This is a genomic window from Streptomyces sp. NPDC005899, assembly GCF_040629645.1.
In the GTDB taxonomy this organism is placed as follows: Bacteria; Actinomycetota; Actinomycetes; order Streptomycetales; family Streptomycetaceae; genus Streptomyces.
The window spans coordinates 1-4,915 of the sequence record NZ_JBEXWB010000420.1 but is presented as its reverse complement, the minus strand read 5'-3'; the positions used below and the strand labels follow the sequence as shown (position 1 = coordinate 4,915).

Here is a 4,915-nt window from a genome sequence, read left to right as displayed (position 1 = left end):
CAGTGGAGACCCGAGACCGCTACGTCAACGAGCCCAGGCGCAACCACTGCCCCTCCCACCTCGACCCGGACCACGACGCCCGGGAGGCCCGGTCCGCCCTGCTCGTGCGGGCCGTCGTGGTGGCCGCCGCCCTCGGCGCCCACGCCGTGCACTGCTTCAGCGGCACCACCCCGCCGGACACCGCCACGGACACCGCCTGGCAGCGGCTGGCCCAGGCGCTCACCCCCGTGCTCGACGCGGCCGCCCGGGCCGGCGTCCCCCTCGCCGTCGAACCGGAGCCCGGACACCTCCTGGCCACGCTCGCCGACTTCCACCACCTGCGCTCCCTCCTCGGCGACCCGGAACCCCTCGGACTGACCCTCGACATCGGCCACTGCCAGTGCCTGGAACCCGCCCCGCCCGCCGACTGCGTCAAGGAGGCCGCACCCTGGCTGCGCCACGTGCAGATCGAGGACATGCGGCGCGGAGTCCACGAACACCTGCCCCTCGGCGAGGGGGAGATCGACTTCCCGCCCGTGCTCGACGCCCTCACCGCCACCGGATACGACGGACTCACCGTCGTCGAGCTGCCCCGCCACTCCCACGCGGGTCCCGAACTCGCCCGCAGATCCATCGACTTCCTGCGCCCGGCCTCCCGGACCCCGAACGGAGCCGCACCGTGCCGATGAACCGGAAGGAACTCGACGACCGGCTCCCGAAAGCGGCCAGGGCCTGGCTCGGCGAGGCCCTCGCCGAGGCCGCACACGCCGCGTCCCACCCCGGCCCCGGCACCCCGCCCTGGGAGCTGCGCTTCGCCTCCGCGGGCAGGCACTGCGGACTCGCCCACGCCGACTCCGTCCGCGCGCTGCTGCTCGTGGAGGCCCGCGCCGGCCTGGCCGCCGTCACCAGGCTCTACGAGCAGGGCACCGCCGCCGAACGCCGCGCCGTCCTCCTCACCCTGCACCGGCTGGACCTGGGACCCGGCGCCCTCCCGCTCGTCGAGGACGCACTGCGCACCAACGACACCCGGCTGGTCGCCGCCGCCGTCGGCCCGTACGGGGCGGCGCACCTGGACCCCCACGGCTGGCGGCACGCCGTCCTCAAGTGCCTCTTCACCGATGTCCCCGTCGACGCCGTCGACCGGCTCGGCGACCGAGCCGCCGGTGACATCGAACTGGGCCGCATGCTGCGCGACTTCGCGGCCGAACGCAGGGCGGCGGGCCGCGCGGTCCCCGACGGCCTGCTGACCGTCCTCGCCCTGACGGCCTCCGCCCCGGCCGCCGCCCCCACGTCCACGGAGGAAGCCCGATGAGGATCTTCGACCCCCACATCCACATGACCTCCCGCACCACGGACGACTACCGGGCGATGTACGACGCCGGGGTCCGCGCCCTCGTCGAACCCTCCTTCTGGCTCGGCCAGCCCCGCACCTCCCCGGCCAGCTTCTTCGACTACTTCGACGCCCTCCTCGGCTGGGAACCCTTCCGCGCCTCCCAGTACGGCATCGCGCACCACTGCACCCTCGCGCTCAACCCCAAGGAGGCGAACGACCCACGCTGCGCCCCCGTCCTCGACGCCCTGCCCCGCTATCTCGTCAAGGACTCCGTCGTCGCCGTCGGGGAGATCGGCTACGACTCCATGACCCCGGCCGAGGACACCGCCCTCGCCGCGCAGTTGCAGCTCGCCGCCGACCACGGCCTGCCCGCCCTCGTCCACACCCCGCACCGCGACAAGCTCGCCGGACTCCGCCGCACCATCGACGTCGTCCGCGAGTCGGCGCTCGCCCCCGGGCACGTCCTCCTCGACCACCTCAACGAGACGACCGTGCGGGACGCCCTGGACAGCGGCTGCTGGGCGGGCTTCTCCATCTACCCCGACACCAAGATGGACGAGGACCGCATGGTCGCAATCCTCAGGAACCACGGCACCGACAGGATCCTCGTCAACTCGGCCGCCGACTGGGGGAGGAGCGACCCGCTGAAGACCCGCAAGGTCGCCGACACCATGCTGAAGGCCGGCTTCGACGAGGACGACGTCGACAAGGTCCTCTGGCGCAACCCCGTCGCCTTCTACGGGCGGAGCGGCCGGCCCCAACTCGACGTCACCGCCGCGGACCCGCTCCACGAGGGCAACTCCATCCTCCGCGGCGGTGAGTGAGCGATGCGCTTCCGCCACCCCGACGGCTCCACCGTCCACCTGGCCTACTGCACCAACGTGCACCCCGCCGAAACCCTCGAAGGAGTCCGCGCCCAGCTCCGGGACCACTGCGAACCCGTACGCCGGCGGCTCGGCCGGGACCGCCTCGGCATCGGCCTCTGGCTCGCCGGGGACGCCGCCCGCGCCCTGACCGACGACCCGGCCGCCCTGCGCTCGCTGCGCACCGAACTCGACGGGCGGGGCCTCGAAGTGGTCACCCTCAACGGCTTCCCGTACGAGGGGTTCGGGGCCGACGAGGTCAAGTACCGGGTGTACACGCCGGACTGGACCGACCCCGAGCGGCTCACCCACACCACCCACCTGGCCCGGCTGCTCGCCGCCCTCCTCCCCGACGACGTCACCGAAGGCACCGTCTCCACCCTGCCGATCGCCTGGCGCACCCCGTACGCCGGCGACCCCACGGCGGCCCGGACGGCGCTGAGGGCGCTCACCACCCTCGCGCAACGGCTCGACGCCCTCGCCGAGCTGACCGGCAAGTCCGTCAGGATCGGCCTGGAGCCCGAACCCGGCTGCACCGTGGAGACCACGGCCGACGCCATCGCCCCCCTCACCGCGGTGGGCCACGACCGCATCGGCGTGTGTGTCGACACCTGCCACCTCGCGACCTCCTTCGAGGACCCGGAACCGGCACTCGACGCGCTGCACACGGCCGGCATCACCGTCGCCAAGGCCCAGCTGTCCGCGGCGCTGCACGCGCAGCACCCGCACCTGCCCGAGGTCCGCGCCGCACTCGCCGCCTTCGCCGAACCACGCTTCCTGCACCAGACGCGCACCCTCACCGCGGCCGGCCTGCGGGGGACCGACGACCTCACCGACGCGGTGTCCGGCGGCGCCCTCCCCGACGGAGCACCCTGGCGCTCCCACTTCCACGTGCCCCTGCACGCGCCCCCCGCGCCCCCGCTCACCTCCACCCTTCCCGTGCTCCGGTCGGCCCTGACCCGGCTCGTGGGAGGACCGGTGCCGCTCACCCGGCACCTGGAGGTCGAGACGTACACCTGGCAGGCGCTCCCGGAGAAGCTGCGGCCGCGCACCCGGGCGCAGCTCGCGGACGGCATCGCCGCCGAACTCACCCTCGTCCGCGACCTCCTGACCGACCTCGGACTCAAGGAGCTCCCGTGACCACGCCCCCCCGGCCCACCCCCCTCCTCGTCCTCGACGTCGTCGGCCTCACCCCTCAGCTGCTCGAGCACATGCCCCACCTGCGGGCCATGGCCGCGGCCGGCGCCCGGGCCCCCCTGACGACCGTGCTGCCCGCCGTCACCTGCGCCGCCCAGTCCACCTTCCTCACCGGCACCACCCCCGCCGAGCACGGCATCGTCGCCAACGGCTGGTACTTCCGCGAGCTCGGCGACGTCCTCCTGTGGCGGCAGCACAACGGTCTAGTCGAGGGCGACAAGCTCTGGGACGCGGCCCGGCGCGCCCACCCCGGCTACACCGTCGCCAACATCTGCTGGTGGTACGCCATGGGCGCGGACACCGACTGGACCGTCACCCCCCGCCCCGTGTACTACGCCGACGGCCGCAAGGAACCCGACTGCTACACCCGGCCCCCCGCGCTGCACGACGAACTCACCGAGAAGCTCGGCACCTTCCCCCTCTTCCACTTCTGGGGCCCGGGCGCCGACCTCGTCTCCTCGCAGTGGATCATCGACGCCACCCGGCACCTCCTCGCCACCCGCACGCCGGACCTGGCCCTGTGCTACCTGCCCCACCTCGACTACGACCTCCAGCGCTACGGCCCCGACGACCCCCGCTCCCACCGGGCCGCCACCGCTCTCGACGCGGCCGTCGCGCCCCTCCTCGCCGACGCGCACGCCGAGGGCCGCACGGTCGTCGCGCTCTCCGAGTACGGCATCACGCGCGTGGACCGGCCCGTCGACATCAACCGGGCCCTGCGCCGCGCGGGCCTGCTGGAGGTCCACACCCAGGACGGCATGGAGTACCTCGACCCGATGGCCTCCCGCGCCTTCGCCGTCTCCGACCACCAGCTCGCCCACGTCTACGTGCGCCGGCCGGAGGACCTGGAGGCGACCCACGCCGCCCTCGCCGGCCTGCCCGGCATCGCGGAACTCCTCGACGACGAGGGCAAGAAGGCCCATCACCTGGACCATCCCCGCTCCGGCGAGCTCGTCGCCGTCGCGGAGAAGGACGCCTGGTTCACGTACTACTACTGGCTCGACGACGACCACGCGCCGGACTTCGCGCAGCTCGTCGAGATCCACCGCAAACCGGGCTACGACCCCGTCGAGCTCTTCATGGACCCCCAGGACCCCTACGTCCGGGTCAAGGCCGTCTCGGCGGTCGCCCGCAAGAAGCTCGGGATGCGCTACCGCATGGCGGTGGTCCCCCTCGACCCCTCACCCGTCCGCGGCAGCCACGGCCGCCTCCCCGAGAGCGACGACGAAGGTCCGCTCATCCTCTGCTCCACCCCCCACGCCTTCGCCGGCCGGGTCCGGGCCACCGAAGTGAAGTCCCTGCTCCTCCGGCTCGCCGGACTGCACTGACGCGGCAACGGCCCGCACGCCCGGGACCGCCGTCACGCCGGTGACCACGGACACGCCGGTGAGCACCGCCTCCACGCCGGACCGCCCCGGCGCCCACCCCACCCCACCCCACCCCGCCCCCGCCCGCACACCGACAGGGAGACACGTGAACATGAGCCGCACCCCCGAGGACCCCGAGCTCGCCCGCAGGCTCAGCCGCCGCAACGTGCTGGGCG

General features: G+C 73.9%; 5 protein-coding genes. All 5 read left to right on the top strand.

Going from position 1 to position 4,915, the window contains the following annotated elements; genetic code table 11:
* A partial coding sequence (locus ABZ371_RS28985; protein ID WP_358685058.1) for a sugar phosphate isomerase/epimerase family protein occupies positions 1 to 668 on the top strand: 668 nt, incomplete at its 5' end.
* On the top strand, positions 659 to 1,291 hold the full coding sequence (locus tag ABZ371_RS28980) for an EboA domain-containing protein (protein WP_358685055.1): 633 nt from the start codon (positions 659 to 661) through the stop codon (positions 1,289 to 1,291). The genes ABZ371_RS28985 and ABZ371_RS28980, both read left to right, overlap by 10 nt.
* Entirely contained in the window at positions 1,288 to 2,136 is an 849-nt protein-coding gene (locus ABZ371_RS28975) for a TatD family hydrolase (protein WP_358685053.1), read from the top strand. The genes ABZ371_RS28980 and ABZ371_RS28975 overlap by 4 nt, the downstream gene beginning before the upstream one ends.
* A 3-nt stretch (positions 2,137 to 2,139) precedes the next feature.
* Positions 2,140 to 3,315, top strand: coding sequence for a metabolite traffic protein EboE (eboE, locus tag ABZ371_RS28970; RefSeq protein WP_358685051.1), 1,176 nt, complete (start codon positions 2,140 to 2,142; stop codon positions 3,313 to 3,315).
* Positions 3,312 to 4,700, top strand: coding sequence for a nucleotide pyrophosphatase/phosphodiesterase family protein (locus ABZ371_RS28965; protein WP_358685048.1), 1,389 nt, complete (start codon positions 3,312 to 3,314; stop codon positions 4,698 to 4,700). Before eboE ends, ABZ371_RS28965 begins: the two co-directional genes overlap by 4 nt.
* Positions 4,701 to 4,915: the final 215 nt, after the last annotated feature.

Coding starts and splice junctions, on each gene's coding strand:
- eboE (WP_358685051.1), top strand. CDS start 2,140: ATGCGCTTCCGCCACCCCGACGGCTCCACCGTCCACCTGGCCTACTGC.
- ABZ371_RS28975 (WP_358685053.1), top strand. CDS start 1,288: ATGAGGATCTTCGACCCCCACATCCACATGACCTCCCGCACCACGGAC.